At 51.3% G+C, this 20,476-nt stretch carries 16 protein-coding genes and 1 other annotated feature; of the genes, 15 read left to right on the top strand and 1 reads right to left on the bottom strand.

Features of this window, described 5'->3' with window-relative positions:
• The 11 genes from BR86_RS0112575 to BR86_RS0112635 all read left to right on the top strand — a co-directional run.
• The coding region (locus BR86_RS0112575; protein ID WP_038288755.1) for a transposase domain-containing protein at positions 1 to 262 on the top strand (262 nt) is incomplete at its 5' end.
• 636 nt (positions 263 to 898) lie between these two features.
• Entirely contained in the window at positions 899 to 1,369 is a 471-nt protein-coding gene (locus tag BR86_RS0112585) for a PrsW family glutamic-type intramembrane protease (protein WP_031474422.1), read from the top strand.
• A 124-nt stretch (positions 1,370 to 1,493) separates the two neighbouring features.
• On the top strand, positions 1,494 to 2,261 hold the full coding sequence (locus tag BR86_RS0112590; protein WP_031474424.1) for a ZIP family metal transporter: 768 nt from the start codon (positions 1,494 to 1,496) through the stop codon (positions 2,259 to 2,261).
• Positions 2,262 to 2,401: 140 nt separating this feature from the next.
• Complete coding sequence (locus tag BR86_RS0112595) at positions 2,402 to 3,040, top strand: alpha/beta hydrolase (protein ID WP_330372144.1); 639 nt, start codon at positions 2,402 to 2,404, stop codon at positions 3,038 to 3,040.
• Between the two features lie 121 nt (positions 3,041 to 3,161).
• The gene (locus tag BR86_RS0112600; RefSeq protein ID WP_031474428.1) at positions 3,162 to 4,544 is read left to right on the top strand and encodes a TrkH family potassium uptake protein; all 1,383 of its coding nucleotides are present in this window, start codon (positions 3,162 to 3,164) and stop codon (positions 4,542 to 4,544) included.
• 172 nt (positions 4,545 to 4,716) lie between these two features.
• On the top strand, positions 4,717 to 5,361 hold the full coding sequence (locus BR86_RS0112605) for a potassium channel family protein (protein ID WP_031474430.1): 645 nt from the start codon (positions 4,717 to 4,719) through the stop codon (positions 5,359 to 5,361).
• Between the two features lie 126 nt (positions 5,362 to 5,487).
• On the top strand, positions 5,488 to 6,492 hold the full coding sequence (gene bioB / locus BR86_RS0112610) for a biotin synthase BioB (RefSeq protein WP_051684805.1): 1,005 nt from the start codon (positions 5,488 to 5,490) through the stop codon (positions 6,490 to 6,492).
• Between the two features lie 40 nt (positions 6,493 to 6,532).
• The gene (locus BR86_RS0112615; protein ID WP_242841614.1) at positions 6,533 to 7,108 is read left to right on the top strand and encodes a biotin transporter BioY; all 576 of its coding nucleotides are present in this window, start codon (positions 6,533 to 6,535) and stop codon (positions 7,106 to 7,108) included.
• Between the two features lie 343 nt (positions 7,109 to 7,451).
• A complete protein-coding gene (locus tag BR86_RS14835; RefSeq protein WP_038288758.1) occupies positions 7,452 to 8,024 on the top strand; it encodes a type IV pilin protein in 573 nt (190 codons plus the stop codon).
• 394 nt (positions 8,025 to 8,418) lie between these two features.
• On the top strand, positions 8,419 to 9,663 hold the full coding sequence (gltS, locus tag BR86_RS0112630; protein ID WP_031474438.1) for a sodium/glutamate symporter: 1,245 nt from the start codon (positions 8,419 to 8,421) through the stop codon (positions 9,661 to 9,663).
• Positions 9,664 to 9,892: 229 nt separating this feature from the next.
• The gene (locus BR86_RS0112635; RefSeq protein ID WP_031474440.1) at positions 9,893 to 10,288 is read left to right on the top strand and encodes a pyridoxamine 5'-phosphate oxidase family protein; all 396 of its coding nucleotides are present in this window, start codon (positions 9,893 to 9,895) and stop codon (positions 10,286 to 10,288) included.
• A gap of 368 nt (positions 10,289 to 10,656) precedes the next feature.
• On the opposite strand, the gene BR86_RS0112640 is transcribed toward BR86_RS0112635, so the two are convergent.
• On the bottom strand, positions 10,657 to 12,426 hold the full coding sequence (locus BR86_RS0112640) for an ammonium transporter (protein WP_031474442.1): 1,770 nt from the start codon (positions 12,424 to 12,426) through the stop codon (positions 10,657 to 10,659).
• A gap of 867 nt (positions 12,427 to 13,293) precedes the next feature.
• Between BR86_RS0112640 and gltB the strand changes: the two genes are divergently transcribed.
• The 4 genes from gltB (at position 13,294) to rplL (ending at position 20,432) form a co-directional block, all read left to right on the top strand.
• Complete coding sequence (gltB, locus tag BR86_RS0112645; protein ID WP_081844269.1) at positions 13,294 to 17,934, top strand: glutamate synthase large subunit; 4,641 nt, start codon at positions 13,294 to 13,296, stop codon at positions 17,932 to 17,934.
• Between the two features lie 298 nt (positions 17,935 to 18,232).
• Positions 18,233 to 19,132 carry a BUD32 family EKC/KEOPS complex subunit gene (locus BR86_RS0112655; protein WP_031474446.1) on the top strand — a complete coding sequence of 300 codons (900 nt, stop codon included), beginning with the start codon at positions 18,233 to 18,235 and terminating at the stop codon, positions 19,130 to 19,132.
• A 166-nt stretch (positions 19,133 to 19,298) separates the two neighbouring features.
• Positions 19,299 to 19,435 (top strand) — a sequence feature (ribosomal protein L10 leader region).
• A gap of 45 nt (positions 19,436 to 19,480) precedes the next feature.
• Positions 19,481 to 19,978 carry a 50S ribosomal protein L10 gene (gene rplJ / locus BR86_RS0112660; protein ID WP_031474448.1) on the top strand — a complete coding sequence of 166 codons (498 nt, stop codon included), beginning with the start codon at positions 19,481 to 19,483 and terminating at the stop codon, positions 19,976 to 19,978.
• Between the two features lie 76 nt (positions 19,979 to 20,054).
• A complete protein-coding gene (gene rplL, locus BR86_RS0112665; protein ID WP_031474450.1) occupies positions 20,055 to 20,432 on the top strand; it encodes a 50S ribosomal protein L7/L12 in 378 nt (125 codons plus the stop codon).
• Positions 20,433 to 20,476 lie beyond the last annotated feature (44 nt).

Consider the following 20,476-nt stretch of genomic DNA (forward strand, 5'->3'; position numbering starts at 1 on the left):
AAGCATCCGACCGTTCACGCTGGGGCGAAAGAATTGGCTGTTTAGTAATACGATCCGTGGAGCTCAAGCCAGTGCTGTTGTGTATTCCATCGTAGAATCGGCAAAGGCAAATAACCTGAGACCGTACTACTATCTGGACTATATTCTGGAAAAGCTTCCGGAAATTGTCGATGAGGACGGAAATACGAAATGCGATGAGCTGGAAAAACTCCTGCCTTGGGCAGATGAAATTCCAGCCAGGTGTCGAAAAGAGGGCCGCTAAAAAAGCGGCCCTAAAAATGGTGCGAGCGGATTATTTTACGCTTACCACAAGAACGCTTCCGCGGACGGTGTTCTAACATTAGAGTGATCGATAAAAAAGTAGAATTCTACAATTTTGTTGAGTATGATATTATTTGGGTCAGGTTGGACCGGAGTATTGCCTTTGTAAGTGAACATTCAGGTATGTTTAAGACCATCACAGGACGAAATACAGTACAATAAAAAGACTGCGTTTGAGGCGTGATATTATTGCCCTGGCAGAGATGGGAAAGGGGATAATGGTGCGGGATTTATCTCAAAATGCATTTGCTGTAATGTACCTGTTTCAGAGAGGCGGATTATCATGAAAGTTTTGATTACTTCAACGATTGCAGCAATAATTGCCTTGGTTATCTGTGGATTTATCTATCTGTGAATGATCAAAAAAGAAGTTCCGGAGACGATCGGGAAACTTCAGGCAATCCTGCCGGCTGTTTTAGGCGGCATTTGCATGCCGATTTCCGGCGCTTCCGGTCTGGGATTATTAGCTGCAATTAAATGCATGGGGATAAGGATAGAAACGCTGCCAACTCTTCCGGCTGCATTCTTGAATGCATTTTTTATGGCGGGATTCGTGGAGTAGCTGTTTAAGTTTCTTGTGATCATCTTGACGCTGGTTGTCCTGAAAAACAAAGTAAGCAATGTCTATGAGTATATTCTCCTTGGAGCGGCGGTTGGCTTTGGCTTTACGGTTGTGGAGGACTTTTCTTTTGGAGAATCGATTTTTGCATTATTCATCAGAATTCCTTTACTGTTCACTCATATGACACTAAACATGATTATGGGAGAATTTATCGGCAGGGCAAAGTATAACCACCAAAAAGGCGAAGGCCACACTTTGTTATATTGGGCTTTGGGACTCATCATTCCAATGGGATTGCACACTCTGTACGATGCGGGTACAATTTTTAACTTTCCTGTTTTAAAGGATGGTGATTTTATTACAGGCGGGATACTTGGCGGCGCAGCAATTATGATAAATATTGTCCTGTTGATCTATGTGCCGGTAAGAACCATGAAGAATGCAGAAAAGCTTTCTGCCCTCACCTTCTTTATTGCCGGAGAGTGAAGGGTGGCGTACAGCAGTTTGACGGGTATTATGGGGCGTTTTATGTTAAGGAAGGGCGGAATGGATCCGGCGCCGAAGACAGAATATTAGTTTGGTGAGGAAAAAAAGACAGGAGCAACGGACTATGTGGAATATCATCATCATCCCGTTTTTTGGTACCGCGCTGGGGGCGGCCAGTGTATTTTTGCTGAAAAAGGAGATGGGGCGGGAGACGCAGCGGGCCCTGACAGGATTTGCTTCGGGCGTAATGGTGTCCGCATCATTTTTCAGCCTCCTGCTTCCGGCACTCGATCAGACTGCAGATATGGGAAAACTGGGATTTCTTCCGGTATCGGTCGGATTTGCGGTAGGAATGCTCTTCCTTCTGGTTATGGACGTGGTGACACCCCACATGCACCTGAATCAGTGTGAGGAGGGACCAAGGACCGGATTGAAGAGAACGACCAAGCTTGTTCTGGCGGTAACACTCCATAATCTGCCCGAAGGAATGGCGGTCGGAATTGTCTGCGCCGGCTGGCTTTACGGGAATCATACGATCTCCTTTACCGGAGCGCTTGCACTGGCACTCGGTATTGCGATACAGAATCTTCCGGAAGGCGCAATTGTCTCCATGCCGCTTTTGGGAGAAGGCGTGCCAAGAGGAAAGACTTTTTTGTATGGAGTTTTATCCGGCGTTGTCGAACCCATCGGCGCTCTTCTGGTTATCGCTGCATCCGGATTTTTTATCCCGCTCATGCCATATCTTCTGAGCTTTGCAGCGGGAGCCATGATATATGTTGTAGTGGAGGAACTCATTCCGGAAATGTCGGAAGGGGAGCATTCCAACATCGGGACCATCTCTTTTGCCCTGGGATTTATTCTCATGATGGCCCTGGATGTCGGACTTGGCTGAGGAACGGAACAGAAACCAATGCGAATCTGATTTCGATCAGAAAGGGCCCCGGCCGGTGCCGCGATCCAGGGCAGCGAAGCGGGCCGGGCAGGGTAGAGCAGAGAGTTCCCGCCTGTTGGAAAAGAAAGGACAGAAAGATTATGATGGAAATGCAGGAATACGGCGACACTTCCTCGCGGATTGTTCTCATACAGATGGCGGATGACCATGATCTTGAAGGGATCGAGCGGGAAATTGCGGCGATCCGAGCGATCAATGATGCCGGCTTTCTGCTGCGGGTATTCAGGGTGAATCGCTGGAATGAGGATCTCTCCCCGTGGAACGCACCGGCTGTATTCGGGAAGGACGACTTTGGATCCGGGGCTGAAAATACGCTGGCGGAAGTTCTCAAAAGCTGCGAGGACCGCAGCAGACATTATATTATCGGAGGGTACTCGCTGGCGGGACTTTTTGCGCTGTGGAGTGCGTACCAGACCGACGTGTTCGAAGGAGCTGCGGCCGCATCACCTTCTGTCTGGTTTCCCGGTTTTACCGATTATATGAGAACACATGAGATCCGAACCGAACGGGTCTACCTGAGCCTCGGCGATAAAGAGGCAAAGACCCGGAATCCGGTGATGGCAGCAGTGGCGAACCGGATACAGGAGGCAGAGGGGCTGATCCGCTGTCAAAACCGGAGATGTACGCTGGAGTGGAATCCCGGAAATCATTTTAAAGAGCCCGAACTGCGAATGGCAAAGGGTTTTTCATGGATTTTGCGTCAGCTGTTACAGAGCTGAAAATTGGAGTTCCTTGACAGATATTTCAACAGAAAATAAAATTGAAAACCTGTAAAGATAAAAACCGGAATGTGAATACCGCTGTATTCTCTTCCATCACGATGAAAAACAAGAGGTCTTTATGAATCTGTTTTCAGATAGCAAAAAATGGAGGCTCCTGCCGGAACACGCGATTCCGGCGAGCTTTCTGATCACCATCCTGGTCGGAGCGCTTCTCCTGATGCTGCCCGTGGCTTCTGCGGACGGCAGCGGGACGTCCTTTTTGACAGCACTGTTTACGGCGACGACGTCTGTCTGTGTGACGGGGCTGGTGGTGGTCGACACCTATGCGCACTGGAGTTTTTTCGGTCAGCTTATCATTCTGATTCTGATCCAGATCGGCGGTCTCGGAATGATCGCGGTTGCATCGACGATCCTGATGCTTACCGGAAAAAAATTCTCTCTTGCGGACCGGATGCTTCTCAGGGATGCGTTTAATCTGAATACCAATTCGAGGCTTCTTTTCTTTCTGGTGAGAGTTCTGAAAGGAACGATTCTCATCGAGGGAATCGGAGCGTTACTTTACGCTGTCGAGTTTATCCCCCGGTTCGGTATCGCCCGCGGACTCTGGATTTCCGTCTTCAACTCCGTGTCCGCGTTCTGCAATGCCGGCATGGACATCATCGGTCCCAGCAGTTTGACCGATTACCGCGGAAATCCGCTCGTTATGGGAGTGACGATGGTGCTGATCATTTTGGGCGGCATCGGTTTCGTCGTCTGGTTTGATGTGGAGGAGAAGACGCGGGAAGGAATACAAAAGCGGTTTTCTCCGGAGCAGATTGTCGGGAGATTATCCGAGCACACGAAGCTGGTTCTCAGCTTTACCGCCGCACTGCTCCTTGGAGGCGCCGCATTTTTTCTGCTCACGGAATACCATAATCCGGGGACCATCGGAACCATGGATCTCGGCGGAAAAATGGTCAACAGTCTGTTCGAATCCGTCACCCTTCGAACCGCCGGATTTGCAACTGTTGCGCAGGAAAATCTCACCGGCCCGTCCTGCATGATTGCCTATATCATGATGTTTATCGGAGGATCTCCGGTGGGAACGGCGGGCGGAATCAAGACGGTTACGGCCTTTCTGCTCATTATGAATGTCCGATCCTATGTGCACCATCAGGATAAAAATGTGGTTTTCCATCATCAGGTTTCAGAGGATGCGATGAGAAAAGCGTCTGCGGTCGCATTTGTCGGATTGTGTGCGGTGTTTGGGCTCACCTTTCTTCTGCTGACCGTCAACCCGGTCCCGATGGAGGACGCGCTGTTTGAAGTGGCAAGTGCGTGCGGGACGGTCGGCCTTTCCCGGGGCCTTACCGCGTCTCTCGGAACGGCGGGAAGGTATGTCATCATTTTGGCCATGTATCTCGGAAGAATCGGCCCGATCTCGCTGGTCGCGTTCTTCTCCCGTCATAAAGGGGATCAGAGTGCGATGCGATACTCAGAAGGAACATTTTACGTCGGGTAAAGGGAGAAAGACGGAAAGAGCCCCTTTCAATGGTTCTTTGGCGGCTCTGGTACGAGACCGGATCAATCCGCTTCGCGCCGGAATCGGGAGAAGAGGTTTGAAAGTAAACTTTGATTGACGGCCCAAATAGACACGAAAGCAAGCCTGTCTGCTTGAGCCTGGAGGACAAAAAATGAAAAAATCAATTGCAGTTTTGGGATTGGGAAAATACGGAATCAGTCTCGCGGAGGCGCTGTACGCACTGGGGGAAGACGTTCTGGCTGTCGACAAGAACGAGAAGCTGATCCGGGATATGTCCTCCCGTGTGACGTCCGCGGTATGCGCCAATCTGGACAATGAAGACGAGGTTATGGCGCTGGGGCTGCAGAACATGGACATTGTTATTACCTGCATGGGAGGTAATCTGTCCGCAAGCATTCTCTGCGTTGCCATTGCCAAGGAAAAGGGTGTTGGCGCGGTGATTGCCAAGACGTCATCTGCCCGCATGAAGAAAATTCTGGAGCGGGTCGGCGCAGACAAGGTGATCTGCCCGGAGGAAGAAGGCGGCGTGCGGTCGGCGCGTATTCTGGCATCACAGTACATCCGGGATTATTTTGAGATCGATGACAATCTCTGTATGATTGAACTCCGGCCGAAACAGGAATGGATCGGAAAAGACCTGATTGAGCTGAATCTCCGGAAAATGTACAACATGAACGTGGCCGCCATCCGGGAGAAAGGCGGCAAATGGAGATTTGTTGATCCGACGCACAAACTCGGCGAAAAAAATCTTCTTCTGGTTATTCTGGAAAAGGGCAGCATTAACCGGTGGAGATGATCCTACGGCGAAGAACAGAATGAATTGTCAACAAAATAGTTAACTATAGTTGACAAACAAAGTTAACAATATTATACTCTCCTGTGTTGAGTTTTTTACGAATACATCAGGGGGAGTTTGGAAGTCATGGAAGTGGAATATCGGGACAGTATCGCAGCGATTGGCGCGGGAGCACTGGCAGATGAGATTATCGCCGGCCGGCGTCTTACCAGGGAGGATGATCTGGAGACTCTGGTCACGTGTGATCTCGATGAACTGAAAGAAGGCGCGGACCGGATTCGGAAGAAGTTCTCCGGTAAAAAAGTGAATCTGTGTACCATCCTGAGCGGCATCGAGGGAAGATGCAGCGAAAACTGCAAGTTCTGCGCGCAGTCCGGACACAATCATACCGGCTGTGAGCATCACGGAATGCTGAGTGAGGACGAAATTGTCGCGGTGGCGAGAGCCAATCAGGAAGAGGGCGTTGATCGCTTTTCAATTGTGAACAGCGGGAAGACGCCGACAGCGGCTGATTTTGAGAAACTGGTATCTGTTTTTGCGCGGATGCATCGGGAGTTGGAGATTGAGACATGCGCATCGGTCGGTTTTCTCAGCGCAGAACAGCTTCACCGTCTTCATGAAGCAGGGGTGGCTGCGGTTCACTGCAATCTCGAGACATCCAGAAGATATTTCCCGAGCATCTGTACGACACATACCTATGATGAGAAGATTGAAAACATTCGCCGTGCGCAGAGAGAAGGCCTGAAAGTCTGTTCCGGAGGAATCATCGGAATGGGTGAAACCTGGGAAGACCGGATCGAGATGGCACTGGAACTGGCCGATCTTCATGTTGATTCCATCCCGATCAATTCGCTGATGCCGATCAAGGGAACTCCGCTGGAGAATCAGCCGCGGCTGACGGAGGACGAGATTCTCCGGACTATCGCCATTTACCGCTATATCAATCCGGAGGCGGACATCCGCCTTGCAGGCGGAAGAGCATTGATGGCGGATAACGGCAGAACCGCATTCCTGGCCGGAGCGAGTGCATCGATTACGGGTAATATGCTGACCACATCCGGCTCAACAATCCGAATGGATAAGGAAATGCTGGAAGAGCTCGGCCGCGAAACGCATCCGGCGTACTGTTGATGCGAAATGAATGATTGAAATCAGTCAGAGGAGATCTGCAATGGAAAACACATTTTCAACTTCAAATCATACACAGGGAAATTCCGTCAATGACGCGGTTAAGAATATGACCTTTACCGCGCTGATGACTGCGGTGATCTGTATTCTCGGTCCGCTGTCGCTGCCGATCGGACCGGTTCCGGTGTCGTTAACCAATCTGGCGATTTACATCACAATGTATGTATTAAACTGGAAATCGGGATCGATCGCTTATGCGCTTTATATGCTGATCGGCCTGATCGGTATCCCGGTATTCTCCGGTTTTACCGGTGGTCCGGCGAAGCTGATCGGTCCGACCGGCGGATACCTCATCGGTTTTTTGCCGATGGCGATGGTGATCGGAATCTGCTTAAAGAAAGTCTGGAATAAGCCGGTGCTTGCGGCGGTTGTTCTCGAGGCGGCAACATGGATTCCGTATATTCTCGGAACCGCATGGCTTTCCCTCAGTGCCGGGATGGACTTTTCGGCTGCGTTTGCCGTTGGGGTCACACCGTTTATCGTGATCGATTTTATCAAGGTATGCGCTGCGGTCTGCGTGGGAAGAATCCTGAGAAAGCGCCTGGGTGTGCTGGGTTAAGAAAAGAAAAATTGCAGGTCAGTGAATCCGTTTTGCGGTGATTCGCTGACCTGATTTTTTGTGCGGCTAACTCGCCAGAACCCATTCCCCGGTGAGGATTTGGCGACTGCCGATAAACGCTCGAAACTCGCGAAGCGTGTTTCGACTTGTTATTAAGAACGTGCCTGGAATTTCCGTTTTTACGAATCAGGTTTGGAACAGGCAGAAAATAAACAAAAACAATTTTTATTGTTCTGCATATAGAAAAAACAGGGGAAAAATATTAAAATAAAAGTGAAAGACAATGTGATTTGACAGCAGTGAAGGAGACTGATTTTCCGCATTTGAGGGGGGATGCCAGGTGATGAATCGAGAGAAAAAAGGTTTCACACTTGCCGAGTTACTGATTGTTGTTGCGATTATCGGCGTTTTAGTGGCGGTTTCGGTTCCGATTTTTAACAGTCAGATAGAAAAGACGAGAGAGGCACATGACCTTGCAACAATGCGATCGGCGGCATCTGCAGCAGTAGAACTGTATTATGCGGGTGTACACGATTCGGCGAGTGCGTATGCGGCCGGTCTGGACTGGAATACCGGCGGAGGCAAGGAAGGAACGAATGCGTTCGGAGCGTACGATCCAAAAACCGGGAAGTTTTACAAATCAAGAGATCTTCTTCCGGCAGGCTCCAAAACCTATGGAAAAGGCACAAAACAGGATGGCGGAACGGTCTTTGAGTCCGGAAATCCAAACGGGGCATATAAAGCGACCGAGGATTACCGGAATGCCGTTTGTATGGTTTCGATGTACGTGTTGGCCGACCATCCTCATGTGGACGTTTACTGGAAATATAATGCCGGCTCCAACAAGGGAAAATATGTCGGTTCCAATGAGGGCAATAACATTCCGAAGTACTGTATGAGGATCTACATCAACTGATCGGAGGAAGCGATCGCGAGAACCGACCGGTCGAAGCGGAGCGGATCAGACGAATCAAAGCAGATGAAATGAAGTTCGCAGACTGGAGAATGAAAGAATCGCGAATCACAATACTTGAACAGAAAAGCAAGAGAGGCATTTCGGATTGGATTCCGGAATGCCTCTCTTGCGATTATAATTTTAAATGAGATGAATGCGTGAAAAAATACTCCTTTCAATAAACCGGGATTATGGCCGACAGTCCTGTTGTGAATAGTACACAGATTGACACCTGAGTATTTATTGAAAATATAGAATATTATCGCGAAATATTGAAAAATTTCTGCTTTAGGTATCTAATGTGATTAACAATAATGTTGACGTCAAACGATCGACGGAAAAGGGGGATTTTTGTATGAAAACTGCTGTGACGGACGGCATCTTTACGATGTCCTGTGATGCGGTCTTTACGACTGCGATGGCCTGTGTTCTTCTTCTGATCGGGTACTGGATCAAGAAGAAAGTCCATGTGCTGGAAAAATATTGTATCCCGGCACCGGTTGTCGGTGGATTCCTGTTTATGTTCATTACCTTTTTCGGACATATGACAGGGTCTTTTTCTTTTCAGTTTGATTCTTCATTCCAATCTCCATTCATGCTTGCGTTCTTCACCACCGTCGGACTCGGCGCCAGTTTTTCCCTTCTGAAGCGGGGCGGTGTTCTTCTCATTATCTATTGGCTCTGCGCCGGAATCATTTCCATCTGTCAGAATGCAATCAGTATCGCTGTCAGCAAAGCGATCGGTTTGGAAGCGCCGTACGCCTTGCTTGCAGGCGCGATCTCGATGATAGGCGGTCACGGAGCTGCGGCGGCATACGGTTCAACCTTTCAGGAGATGGGATATGAAGCCGCGGTCGGTGTCGGCGCCGCAGCTGCGACTTTCGGACTGATCTCCGGTGTTCTGGTCGGAGGTCCGCTCGGACGGCTCCTGATCGTAAAGCACAACCTGAAGCCGGAAGAAAACAATGACAGCTACGCCGGCGTCGAGAGTGTCAACGCATCGGATGCCAGACTGGATCTTACCGGCCTCGATATCATCAAAAATGTATCAGCGCTTATCATCTGCATGGCGGTTGGAACACAGATTTCCGGCTGGATCGGAACGCTGATCGGCATGTCGTTCCCGAGTTATGTCGGCGCGATGTTTGTCGCGGTTATTCTCCGGAATATCAATGAGAACGTGCATTTTTACAAATTCAGTTTTCCGCTGGCGGATAAGCTCGGCGATGTCATGCTGAACCTGTATCTTTCCCTTGCACTGATGACGCTTCGGCTCTGGGACCTGCTGGATCTCATGGGCGGTGTTCTTCTTGTCGTGGCGCTTCAGGCGATCTTTATGTGCCTTATCGCATACTTTGTGGTGTTCCGGATTCTGGGATCGAACTACGATGCAGCTGTCATGTGCTCGGGACTCTGCGGTCACGGTCTGGGCGCGACGCCGAGCGCAATCGTCAATATGACTGCGGTCACCGAAGAATACGGGATGTCCCGCCGGGCCTTTATGATCGTTCCGATTGTCGGGGCGTTTCTGGTGGATATCATTTACCAGCCGCAGACGATTGCGTTTATCAAGTTCTTTGTTCAGGGATTTACGGGATGACGGCAATGGGATTCTTCCGCGAGAAGGAAGATGAGTGAAAACGTGGTATACTGATAACGTGACAAGTAACATAACAGGATTCGGAAGAAGCCTGCGAGGGAGCGGAGCGCCCGGAAAATGCGGTCATAACCGTCAGGGCGGGACGTTTCAGAGAAATGGCGGATGTCGGAGAAGTCCTGTAACGCATTGAAACCGGAGAGGTTCATCGAAAAAACAGCAGGAGGAGCGCATGGAGAAAGTATTTGAGTTTCTGAAGAAAGCCGGAACATGGTATCTTGCAACCGTGGATGATGCGGGCGACCCGCATGTCAGACCGTTTGGCGCACAGAATATTTTCGATGGAAAGCTTTACATCCAGACCGGATTAAAGAAAAATGTTGCAAAACAGATGCTGGCGCATCCGAAGATTGCCATCTCCGGAATGGCAGATGGTAAATGGATCCGCCTGAATGCGGAGGCTGTCCTGGATGAGAGAGCAGAGGCGCAGCAGGCGATGCTGGATGCCAATCCGGAGCTGAAGACAATGTATGCAGTCGGAGACGGAAATACGGCGGTATTCTATCTGAAGAATGCAACTGCTGTATTCTGCAGCTTCACAGAGGAACCGGAGACGGTTACGTTCTGAGATTTACAGGAAAACAATCGTTTGCGCGCGTGACGGATTCCGGATACCGGATACCGGTCCGGCAGCCGCGGGATATGCGCGAATAGTCACGGCAGACGAGAAGCTTTTGTAAAAGATTTTGTATAAGAGCAGACGGACGTTTCAAGAACAGCATAAGAGGCATCCCGGGGACTTCCGGGATGCCTCTTGATGATATATGGGGGTAATACACGGAGGATTCTGCGAGGAATGCCTCTCTGGCCGCTGCGGAACTTCCATCCGGGGTAATTCACGCAGACGATTTTTATTGCCGCGATGAGTTTTGGCTGTGGAATATCCTTCTGGAGAGCAATTCTCCGGAATATGAAAACCCCGCCTTTTATCGGAGCTTATTCAACATCCGCAAGTGCGGCAGTGCCGATCTCACCGGTGCGGACTTTAACAACATTTTCCACACTGTATACGAAGATCTTGCCGTCACCGATGTGGCCGGTGTAAAGCGTTTTCTTCGCTGCCTCGATGACATCTTCCACCGGAATCTTGCTGACGACTACTTCGAGCTTGATCTTCGGAAGAAGGGTGACATCCATCTCAACGCCACGGTACATTTCACCGGAGCCCTTCTGGATGCCGCAGCCCATAACCTGTGTGACTGTCATGCCGGTGACACCGAGATCGTTCATGGCTTTGCGGAGACGATCATATCGCGACAGTTTGGTAATGATGACCACCTTGTGGATGCCGGAGGAAGTCATCACCGGACCGGTGACAACCGGAACGGCTGCATTTTTCTGCGTTTCCGAAGCCTGAATGTATTCGTTCACACCCAGATCGGTGTTTTCGTTGACCGTCATGTTCAGAGTGTTGGATATATCCATGATCGCAAATCCCGAATAAGCGGATGCGAGGCCGTGTTCGGTGGAATCCAGACCGAGGATTTCTTCCTCTTCGGTGACGCGAAGACCAAACACCGCGCGGATTGCGAGGAAGGTGACGGAGATGGTGACAGCGGTCCACGCTGCGGTGGAGAGCATTCCGATCGTCTGAATTCCGAGAAGACGGAAACCGCCGCCATAGAACAGACCGAGCATTTCTGTGCCGGATGCGTCCGCAATGGAGTAGCCCGGAGCGGTGTTGGTCGCGAACAGGCCAACCGCCAGCGTGCCCCAGATTCCGTTCAGACAGTGAACGGCGACTGCACCGACCGGATCGTCGATGTGAAGCTTATAATCGAGGAACCAGACGCCGAAGCAGACCAGAAGTCCGGCTACAATACCGATGACGATCGCGCCGAAGGCGTCGGTGACATCACATGGAGCGGTGATCGCGACCAGACCGGCCAGCGATGCGTTCAGACACATCGAGACATCCGGCTTTCCGTATTTGACCCAGGTGAAGATCATGCAGGCGACGGTTGCCAGCGCCGGAGCAATGGTGGTGGTTACAAAGACGGAACCAAGCTGTTCCACAGAGGTGCAGGCAGCGCCGTTGAATCCGTACCAGCCGAGCCAGAGGATGAAGACGCCGAGCGCGGCAGCGACCAGGTTGTGGCCCGGGAATGCGTTGACCTTCACAATCTTTCCGGAAGCATCTTTTTCGAACTTTCCGATGCGGGCGCCGAGAAATGCAGCACCGATCAGGGCGGAGATTCCGCCGACCATGTGAATGCAGTTGGAACCGGCGAAGTCATGGAAGCCCATCTGGGCAAGCCAGCCGCCGCCCCAGGTCCAGTGCGCCTCGATCGGATAGATGACGGCGGAGATCACCGCGGAGTATACGCAGTAGGACAGGAATTTTGTCCGCTCGGCCATGGAGCCGGAAACGATGGTCGCGGTCGTCGCACAGAATACAAGGTTGAATACGAAGTTGGACCAGTCGAAAGCTGCGTAATTGGTAAAAATGTCAAAGCCCGGCTTCCCGACGATTCCGATATAGTCTTCCCCTAAAAACAGGCCAAAACCGATCAGAATAAATACAACGGTACCGATACAGAAATCCATCAGGTTTTTCATGATGATATTTCCGGTGTTTTTGGCTCTGGTGAAGCCGGCTTCGCACATGGCAAATCCGGCCTGCATCCAGAACACCAGCGCGGCTCCGATCAGGAACCAGACGCCGAAGACGCTGCTGTTGATCGCACTTAAAACTGCTTCGTTCATAAGCTCTTCTCCCCTGAAAAAAAGAGCGATGCCGCAGCATTCACAGTCCGCGCATCTGCGCGCTGTGATGCCCCATTGCATCGCTGAAACAATAGTAACGGGTGAAACACACTTGGCGGGCTCACCCATTATCGCGCCAGGCGCCGGATCGCATGAATGGATTATGGCATGGACGATGGCGCGTCAAACGCGAGAAAGGCGCCTTAGAGTTTCCCCTAAGACGCCCTTGCCTTTATGGCTTCGCATTCTACGCCGGAAGAAATCGTGTGTCAAGTATGAATTTTGAGAATACATATCGAGGTGTACGACGATTTTCTATGATAATACAGAGCAGAACAGTATGTGCTCAGGGAATTACGAATATAAATATAAAAATATAACTGTTATAAAGCAAGAATTATAATATGACCATAATTACGGACACATCGCCGGCAATATGGACAACATTGCACAAACGGGACAGATTCCCGGAGTGTAATAGACGAGAAATTCTGTGTCAAATGCATAAAACATGGACCTGATTTCTGTCTGAAATCACTAAAAAAACGGATGAGATCTCATAAAAAGCACGATAATTCCGAAATATTGACACGTATATCGGACAGCTTTATACTGACCACATATTTTTGAAGAAAAAACGGCAGTTGATGGAATGCCGGGCCTTTCCTCAAAAAAACAGGAAACAAATACAGATATCCATTGAATCAATGGAAAAAAGGGAGCAATGGCGTTCCGGACCGGTCTCGGATTCTGCGCCGTCGCGCCCTTTTTGTTGTCACAGGAGATTTCTCCGGAATTCCCTGTGACAACAGGACCGGCAGCAAAAGAATGGTGACAGCAGGATTACAGCAGAAAAGGAGTGTAAGAATGGACAATAACACAAGAGGAAGTCAGAACGCGGACCCATCGGACCAGAACGGCTATGTCGTTCCGGAGGCATATCGCGGGCATAATAAGTTATGGTGTCCGGTGACAGACGGTCATCCGGAGGATCTGGGGCATGACGCCTGCGGTATCGGTACCGTAGTAAACATTGACGGTCATCAGGACACGAAAGTTCTGGATGATGCGCTCAGTATCGTGGAGAAGCTGGAGCACAGAGCGGGAAAGGATGCAACCGGGAAGGTCGGCGACGGTGTCGGTATTCTTCTTCAGATCTGCCATGACTTTTTCAGCAAAGTCACCAAGAAGGCCGGGATTACGGTAGGAGAGGCCGGCGATTACGGCGTCGGAATGCTCTTTTTGCCGGAAAATGAGAAGAAGCGCAAATTCGCGAAGCGTATGTTCGAGGTCATTGCGAACAAGAACGGACTTCAGGTTCTGGGCTGGAGAGCGGTTCCGTCTCATCCGGAGATTCTCGGCAAGGTGGCACTGGACTGTATGCCGGCGATTGAGCAGTGTTTCATTGACCGTCCGGACGCCTATGAGAGGGGGATTGATTTCGACCGCCGCCTTTATGTCCTGAGACGTGAGTTTGAGCAGTCCACCGAGGATACCTATATCTGTTCTCTGAGCTCCCGCACCATCGTCTACAAGGGAATGTTTCTTGTCGGACAGCTCCGCGCGTTCTATGACGACCTTCGTGATGCCGACAATAAGACGGCCATCGCCATTGTCCATTCGAGATTCTCCACCAATACGACACCGAGCTGGGATCGCGCCCATCCGTATCGTCTGCTGGCCCATAACGGCGAGATCAACACCATCCGCGGCAACATTGATCGAATGCTTGCCCGCGAGGAGACGATGCAGAGTCCGTTCCTGGAGAAGGAAGTGGAGAAGATCTTCCCGGTGGTTCAGACGAACGGATCGGACTCTTCCATGCTGGATAATACACTCGAATTCCTCTATATGAACGGCATGGAGCTTCCGCTTGCCATGACTGTCACCATTCCGGAGCCGTGGAAGCACGACCGCTTTATGGATTCCAAAAAGAAGGATTTCTATCATTACTATGCGACGATGATGGAACCGTGGGACGGACCGGCCGCGATCATTTTCTCCGACGGAGATGTGGTAGGTGCGACGCTCGACCGAAACGGTCTTCGGCCCTCGAGATATTACATCACCGATGACAATCGTCTGATTCTGGCATCGGAAGTGGGCGTACTCGACATTGACCCGAAGCATATTGTGGAGAAATCAAGACTTCAGCCGGGACGCATGCTTCTCGTTGACACCAGGGAACAGCGGATCATCTCGGATGCGGAGATCAAGAAGCATTATGCGGAGAAGGCTCCGTACGGAGAGTGGCTGGACAGCAATCTTGTACATCTGGAAAAGATCAAAATTCCGAATCACAAGCTTGAGACTCATTCTCCGGAAATGAGAGAGAAGCTTTACAAGGTCTTCGGCTACACCTATGACGATGTAAAAGAGATCATTCTGCCGATGGCGCAGAACGGTGTGGAGGCAACCTCCTGTATGGGGCACGACACACCGCTTGCGGTCTTTGACAGGAAATATCAGCCGCTGTTCTATTATTTCAAGCAGCTTTTCGCGCAGGTTACCAATCCGCCGATCGACTCGCTCCGGGAGAAAGTGGTAACGGACACTACCGTCTATCTCGGTTCCGACGGAAATCTTCTTCAGGATAAGGCGGAGAACTGCAGGGTGCTGGAAATCTCCAATCCGATTCTCACAGGCGTGGAACTTCTGAAGATCAGGGAGCTGGACGAGCCGGGATTCAAAGCGGCGGTGATCTCTCTGCTGTATTATCAGACCACCTCGCTGGAAAAAGCACTGCAGCAGCTCAATATCTCTGTGGATCGTGCATGTCAGCGCGGCGCGAACATCATCATCCTGAGCGACCGCGGCGTGGACGAAAACCATGTGGCGATCCCGTCGCTTCTCGCGGTGAGCTCGGTGGAGCAACATCTGGTTCTCACTAAAAAGCGCACCGCGGTATCGCTCATTCTGGAGTCCGCGGAGCCGCGCGATGTGCATCAGTTTGCGACAATTCTCGGCTTCGGTGCCAGAGCGATTTACCCGTATCTTGCGCATGAGTGTATCGCGGAGATCATCGAGGCGGGAATTCTTGATAAGGATACCCATACGGCCATTGAGGATTACAACAAGGCGGTTATGGGCGGAATCGTCAAGATTGCCGCCAAAATGGGCATTTCCACCATTCAGTCCTACCAGTCGGCCAAGATCTTTGAGGCGATCGGACTTAGCCGGGAATTTGTCGACCGGTACTTTACGGGAATTGTCTCCAGAGTCGGCGGCATCGGGATCGAGGACGTGGCGGAGAGCGTGACCTGGAGACATGAGCTTGCATTTGACCCGATGGGGGAAAATGTGGACGCGCCGGATGCGGCATGCTTCAGTAGCAGGAATTTCTTCCGCGGCAAGGATACCGCCGAGCATCTGTATAACCCGAAGACCATCATGACCATGCAGAAGGCTGTGCAGAAGGGCGATTACAAGAAATTCAAAGAGTACACCGCGATGGTGGACGAGTCTCCGGTTCCGCACACACTCCGCGGCATCATGAAATTTGTGCCGAAGCAGAAGCCGGTTCCGATCAGTGAGGTAGAGCCGGTGGAGTCCATCGTAAAGCGCTTTAAGACCGGGGCAATGTCATACGGCGCCATTTCCCTCGAGGCACACGAAGCCATGGCCATCGCCATGAACCGTCTCGGCGGAAAGTCCAATTCGGGAGAAGGCGGCGAGGATCCGGAGCGATTCGGAACCGAGCGCAACTCCGCGATCAAACAGGTCGCTTCGGGACGGTTCGGTGTAACCAGCCCGTACCTGAATTCCGCAAGTGAGATTCAGATCAAGATGGCGCAGGGGGCGAAGCCGGGCGAGGGCGGCCACCTTCCGGGCAAGAAGGTTTATCCGTGGATCGCAAAGACCAGATTCTCCACGCCGGGTGTTTCTCTGATCTCGCCGCCGCCCCACCACGATATCTACAGCATCGAGGATCTGGCACAGCTGATCTACGATCTGAAGAACGCAAACCGCCGCGCCAGGATCTCTGTCAAGCTGGCTTCCGAGAACGGTGTCGGAACCATTGCCTGCGGCGTTGCAAAAGCCGGTGCGCAGGTGATCCATATCTGCGGTTATGACGGCGGAACCGGCGCTGCTCCGATGACCTCCATTCACCATGCGGGTCTTCCGTGGGAACTCGGCATCACCGAGGCCCATCAGACACTGATCCGCAACGGACTCCGCAACCGGGTTATGATCGAGACGGACGGAAAACTCATGACCGGAAGAGATGTCGTGATCGCCGCGCTTCTCGGCGCGGAGGAATACGGTTTCGCGACCACCGCTCTCGTCAGCCTTGGCTGCATGATGATCCGTGCCTGCAATAAGGATACCTGCCCGTTCGGCGTGGCGACACAGAATGAAAAGCTTCGCGCGAAATTCAAGGGAAAACCGGAGTACGTCATGAACTTCATGAAGTTCATTGCGGAGGAGATGCGTGAGATCATGGCGGAACTCGGTTTCCGGACTGTGCAGGAGATGGTGGGACGCACCGACTGTCTCGGCATTTCCGAGGAGAGAGCGTCCATCACAAAGCGCGCTTCCAAGGTGGATCTGTCGAAGATCCTCGATCCGGAATTTGCGGGTCTCCCGGAGAACGTGCGGCATTTTGATCCGGAACATGTCTATGATTTCCATTTGGAGAAGACGGTGGACGAGGCGACGCTCCTTCCAAAATTCAGGGCAGCGATGGAAAAACGGGAGCATCACGAGGAAAAGGTGAAAGTGTCCAGCACAAACCGCACCTTTGGAACCATTCTGGGTTCGGAGATTACCGACCGTTTTGGCATGGGCGAAAAGGGATCGGATCTTGCAGACGATACCTTTGTGGTCCATGCGTTCGGCGGCGGCGGACAGTCCTTCGGCGCGTTTATCCCGAAGGGGCTCACGATCCGGCTTCACGGCGATGCCAATGACGGATTCGGAAAGGGACTCAGCGGAGGAAAGCTCATCGTTACTCCGCCGAAGGACCGAGCGTTCCGCGCGAGTGAAAATATTATCATCGGCAATGTGGCGCTCTATGGTGCGACCGGCGGAAAATGCTACGTGGAAGGAATCGCGGGTGAGCGGTTCTGCGTCAGAAATTCCGGAGCGACGGCGGTAGCCGAGGGCTGCGGTGATCACGGTCTCGAGTATATGACCGGCGGCCGTGCCGTGATCCTTGGTCCGACCGGCAAGAATTTTGCGGCAGGTATGTCCGGCGGCGTGGCGTACGTTCTCGATATGGATCACACACTGTATCTGAAGCTGAACAAGGATATGGTTCATTTCCAGGCGGTGACCGAGAGAGCAGACATCAAGGAACTCAAGGACATCCTGAAGGACTACGTTCAGGAGACGGCTTCCGGGCTGGGAAAAGAGATTCTGGAGAACTTTGACCGGTATCTTCCGAGCTTCAAGAAGATCGTTCCGAACGATTATCAGAAGGTTCTTGAGGCTGTGAACCATTTCGAAGACAACGGGTCCTCCCAGGACGATGCGGAGATGGAGGCATTCCGGATGTTGTTCAGCTGAGAAAAGCGGGAATGGATAACGCTCCGGCAAGAAAAGCGGGGAAGGATACCGTGTCGCTGAGAGAAGCGGGAATGGATAACGTTTGCCGGAGAGAACAGGCGGTAAACAAGATAGGAAAAGAGCAGACAGAGGCATTCTTGGGGGATTTTCCCTGAGGGCGCCTCTGATGTTTTTTTTGAAGGAAGAAGATCTTCCGATAAACTCATAAATATTATGGAAATAAAATATTCGACAGCTCGTAAAACGTGTTAATATGAATTTAACGGTTCACCACGCAAAAGCGAATGGGGGTAAATGTATGGGGGAGACGAACAGGGAACTTGCCGTCGGATATCGCAAAATTCGGGATTTCAAGAGCCGTACGAATACGGTTTATCTTGCAGAGCCGATTGCGTCTCCGGGAAATCTTTGCGTTGTGAAGGAATTCGGAGATTATCGGGAAGGAGAACTGGAACGTCTGCGCTATCAGGCATTTCCCAGCGGAGGATATAAGGTACAGACAGATCTCAGCGGGAGGATTGTCACCGCTGATCTGCGCGTGCCGAAGGTGATCGAATCGACGCCGATGCGGCTGGTTTTGGAGTATGTCTCGGGAAAGAATCTGGCGAAGATTCTCCGGCGGCAGGAAGCGCTCTACAATGTCAGCGGCCTGCGCGACGGCTGGGAGGAGCCGTGGATTCTTCTGACGGAATGGGTTCAGAAATTCTACCATAAGATGCATTTTGTGCTGGACGATCTGGATCTTCATAATTTCATCTATATTGATTGCGGAGATGAGCCGATCATGTGCCGGATCGATCTCGAAGGCGGTATGGTTGAGAGCCGCGCGGAGGCGATCGGAACGCTTCTGGCGGAGATTGAGTTCTATGAGCAGAAGAGAACACCGCTTTGCCGGAAGATTCAGAATCTTATCGTGGAGCATTCCCTGGAGTTCCTGAACGGGAAATCGCCGGAAGACGCCAGAAAGGCGGCACTGAGCCGGCTTGAGGCGGAGCGTGACCGGTCGGAGGTGGATGACAGCCTTCGGGGAGATAACCGCACGGAACGGGCGGAGCGCGCGGAACGAAATGACGGCGCTGTGGAGCGGAAATCCGGCAGATTTGTATTTGATGCGCAGAGTTCCGATGGAGCGTCCGCTTCCGTCTGGAAACGGTTTTTCCGGAAAGACAGAAAAAAGCAGAAAAGCACTGCGGGATGAGCCGGAAACGGCCTACCGTTCGGGGCCGGATCGGTTGCGGCGGCGGACGGTGAGAGCCGCCGTATGGACACAGAGAAGAGGTGCCATATACAAATGAAGAGGAGACGCGAAAAAACAAGAAAAATGGCAAAAAATATGCTTGACAATCCCCATAACAGATGATATTCTACATCAGTGTTAGCTGCCGAAGACAGCAGGTGACGAAAGTCATAAGTTCGAAAGAACGCCTGCCGAGGAACACAAGATGAACGTAGATGATTACGCCTCTCTGTCTTCCTGGCAGAGAGGATTTTTTTCTTTCTTTCTCTCTTGGGCGGTTAAGAAAACTAATACAGGAGGAAAAGTTTCATGGCAAAAGTTGAATTAAAGCAGCCGGTAGTTCAGGAAATCGCTGAGTTATTCAACGGTGCACAGACTGCAGTAGCGGTAGATTACCGTGGTCTTACTGTAGCAGAGGACACAGAGCTTCGTAAGAAGCTTCGTGAAGCAGGTGTTACCTACAAGGTATACAAGAACACTCTGGTTCGTCTGGCAGCCAAGGATACAGCTTTCGAGGCACTCGGCCCGGTACTTGAGGGACCGACAGCGATCGCTGTTTCCAAGGACGACGCTACAGCACCGGCAAGAATTCTCGCTGATTTTGCAAAGACTGCAAAGGCGCTGGAAATCAAGGGCGGTATCGTAGAGGACAAGTACTACGACGCAGCAGCAATGCAGACAATCGCTTCCATTCCGTCCAGAGAAGTACTTCTTGGAAGACTTCTTGGAAGCATGCAGTCTCCGGTTGCCAACTTCGCACGCGTTATCAAGCAGATCGCGGAGAAAGACGGCGCTGCAGAGGCATAATTCGTATTATCGCCGCATAGCGTAATTCGAACATTTAAAAACAAAAATCTAAAAATATCCGAGGAGGAAAATTAAAATGGCTAAGTTAACAACTGAAGAGTTTATCGCCGCTATTAAAGAGCTTTCCGTTATGGAGCTTAACGATCTCGTAAAGGCTTGCGAGGAGGAGTTTGGTGTATCTGCAGCAGCAGGTGTTGTAGTTGCAGGTCCGGCAGCAGGCGCTGGCGCAGCTGCTGAGGAGCAGACTGAGTTCAACGTAGAGCTTACTGAGGTAGGCGCTAACAAGGTTAAGGTTATCAAGGTAGTTCGTGAGCTTACAGGTCTTGGCCTGAAGGAAGCAAAAGAGCTCGTTGATGGCGCTCCGAAGATGGTTAAGGAAGGCGTTGAGAAGGCAGAGGCTGAGGACATCAAGGCTAAGCTGGAAGAGCAGGGCGCAAAGGTTACTCTTAAGTAATCAACCCCTTGTTGATATCTCAACAAAACTGAATCTGAATCCGG

The organism is [Clostridium] aminophilum DSM 10710 (assembly GCF_000711825.1).
GTDB lineage: Bacteria > Bacillota > Clostridia > Lachnospirales > Lachnospiraceae > Clostridium_R > Clostridium_R aminophilum.

Coding starts and splice junctions, on each gene's coding strand:
- BR86_RS0112590 (WP_031474424.1), top strand. CDS start 1,494: ATGTGGAATATCATCATCATCCCGTTTTTTGGTACCGCGCTGGGGGCG.
- BR86_RS0112595 (WP_330372144.1), top strand. CDS start 2,402: ATGATGGAAATGCAGGAATACGGCGACACTTCCTCGCGGATTGTTCTC.
- BR86_RS0112600 (WP_031474428.1), top strand. CDS start 3,162: ATGAATCTGTTTTCAGATAGCAAAAAATGGAGGCTCCTGCCGGAACAC.
- BR86_RS0112605 (WP_031474430.1), top strand. CDS start 4,717: ATGAAAAAATCAATTGCAGTTTTGGGATTGGGAAAATACGGAATCAGT.
- bioB (WP_051684805.1), top strand. CDS start 5,488: ATGGAAGTGGAATATCGGGACAGTATCGCAGCGATTGGCGCGGGAGCA.
- BR86_RS0112615 (WP_242841614.1), top strand. CDS start 6,533: ATGGAAAACACATTTTCAACTTCAAATCATACACAGGGAAATTCCGTC.
- BR86_RS14835 (WP_038288758.1), top strand. CDS start 7,452: ATGAATCGAGAGAAAAAAGGTTTCACACTTGCCGAGTTACTGATTGTT.
- gltS (WP_031474438.1), top strand. CDS start 8,419: ATGAAAACTGCTGTGACGGACGGCATCTTTACGATGTCCTGTGATGCG.
- BR86_RS0112635 (WP_031474440.1), top strand. CDS start 9,893: ATGGAGAAAGTATTTGAGTTTCTGAAGAAAGCCGGAACATGGTATCTT.
- BR86_RS0112640 (WP_031474442.1), bottom strand. CDS start 12,426: ATGAACGAAGCAGTTTTAAGTGCGATCAACAGCAGCGTCTTCGGCGTC.
- gltB (WP_081844269.1), top strand. CDS start 13,294: ATGGACAATAACACAAGAGGAAGTCAGAACGCGGACCCATCGGACCAG.
- BR86_RS0112655 (WP_031474446.1), top strand. CDS start 18,233: ATGGGGGAGACGAACAGGGAACTTGCCGTCGGATATCGCAAAATTCGG.
- rplJ (WP_031474448.1), top strand. CDS start 19,481: ATGGCAAAAGTTGAATTAAAGCAGCCGGTAGTTCAGGAAATCGCTGAG.
- rplL (WP_031474450.1), top strand. CDS start 20,055: ATGGCTAAGTTAACAACTGAAGAGTTTATCGCCGCTATTAAAGAGCTT.